Source organism: Dubosiella newyorkensis (assembly GCF_001945605.1).
Lineage (GTDB): Bacteria > Bacillota_I > Bacilli_A > Erysipelotrichales > Erysipelotrichaceae > Dubosiella > Dubosiella newyorkensis.
Map to the genome: position 1 here is coordinate 1 of NZ_MPKA01000016.1, position 1,735 is coordinate 1,735.

The 1,735-nt window shown below is 32.4% G+C and carries 2 protein-coding genes; both read left to right on the top strand.

Annotated features, from left to right (window positions below; all coding sequences use genetic code 11):
* The first annotated feature begins 219 nt into the window (after window positions 1-219).
* Entirely contained in the window at window positions 220-846 is a 627-nt protein-coding gene (locus BO225_RS00240) for a hypothetical protein (RefSeq protein WP_076340297.1), read from the top strand.
* Window positions 847-1,060: 214 nt separating this feature from the next.
* Window positions 1,061-1,615, top strand: a complete 555-nt coding sequence (locus BO225_RS00245) for an SIR2 family protein (protein WP_076340298.1) — start codon at window positions 1,061-1,063, stop codon at window positions 1,613-1,615.
* Window positions 1,616-1,735: the final 120 nt, after the last annotated feature.

Below are 1,735 nucleotides of genomic sequence, written 5' to 3' on the forward strand. Positions count from 1 at the left end.
GAATCTCGGTAAATACTAGATCTTCTTTATGAGCAGTGGTATTCGTTTCCATAGGGTAGCCACCTCCTGTGGTTACTCTACTTTAACTTTCATCAGGCTGCTACCCGCTGTTTTAATTCCCGCTTACGTTTGTCAAGACTATCCTTCCAAATTTATAAGCGTATAATCTTGGTAAAGCATAGACGCAAATATATAAAGATCATAGAAAAGGAGTCAATTATGAAGCGATTATCAAAAAAATCCGAAAAACTTTTAAAAGAAATACTAGATCATAGATTAGAGAATCGACTATGTGATATTGATTATTGGGAGAAAAGATTTAGATCCTTATCAATTGGAGATGATCGTATAATTCGTAGTCAGTTTAAAGAGCTCATGGATGCAGAAATGATTTCTGTAAGTTGGGCGGATAATTATCCTTATATAATGGTAGTTCTAAGCAATGACAATTCTTATTTTGAGGAGAAGAACCAAATTGAAGAAAGCTTAAGCTCAAATATTTGCGTAAATAATTTTAGTGGACCGGTAAATACAGTTCAAATTCAACAAGGAACCTATCGATCTACACAAAATCAATCCCAATCAGTACAAATTGATGAGTTAAAACTATATGAATTAATCGATACTATTAAAACGTATGATTCGGTATTAGAAACTGAACTTGGAAAAGAATATGCAGAAAACTTGAGGAGTATAGTTGCTGAATTAGAAAGAATTAAAAGCATACCAAACGAGGATCACAAGAAATTTAAATTAGTCACAAATATTAAAGATATTCTTGTTAATGTTTTAGGCGGTGTTGGTGCTGAAGGTTTTATCCGATTAATTAACGAAATCTTCAAATGATAGTAAACTCATAAACCTACCTCTAGCTTCAAAGATAAACTTTACATAAACGTTGAATACCTTCGGAGCAGCTTTATTCAAGGGTTATATGAAAACCTAAAGCAACTAAAGAATAAGTCTAGCTTAAATAAGTAAGCAGGATTGGCTTATATCTATTTATTTTTATTAATAAAGAAAATCTATGTAGTAAAGAATCTTTATTGGAAGGGGAAAAATGAAAAAAGAATACTTTTTAGAAGAATATGTAAAATCAATCAGAGATGGAAACGCGGCAGTTTTTGCGGGAGCAGGATTATCACGTCCTTCAGGTTTTATGGATTGGAAAGAATTGCTTCAACCTTTAGCAAAAAGAATCGGTTTAGATATTATGAGAGAGCATGATTTGACAGCGGTTGCCCAATACATAAGAAATGATGCATGGAATAGAGCTTCTATAAATCAGACGCTTATTGATGCTTTTGCGAAAGACGTTGATATAAATGATAATATAAGAATTTTAACTAGGCTGCCAATCTATACATATTGGACTACAAATTACGATTGTCTAATTGAAACAGGACTCAGGACAGCAGACAGAAAACCCGATGTTAAACATATTTCAAAACAGCTTACAGTTACAGGACGAGATAGAGACGCAGTAGTATATAAAATGCATGGAGACTCCTCTTATCCGTTCGATGCAATTCTTACAAAGGATGATTATGCTCAATATGAAAAAAGATATCCTTTATTTAGAGAAGTGTTGAAAGGAGATTTGATTTCTATATAGATTATCCTAAATAATCCGCCTTTGCTCAAATGACTTGTTCAAATCATTTAACACTTAAACAATAAAGCGTTTCAATAATAAAGATAGATAGAAAGAAGTGTATCTCTATGAATCCAGCTT

Bases quoted from the DNA above. Each gene is read 5' to 3' on its own strand.
- BO225_RS00245 (WP_076340298.1), top strand. From the start codon at position 1,061: ATGAAAAAAGAATACTTTTTAGAAGAATATGTAAAATCAATCAGAGAT.
- BO225_RS00240 (WP_076340297.1), top strand. From the start codon at position 220: ATGAAGCGATTATCAAAAAAATCCGAAAAACTTTTAAAAGAAATACTA.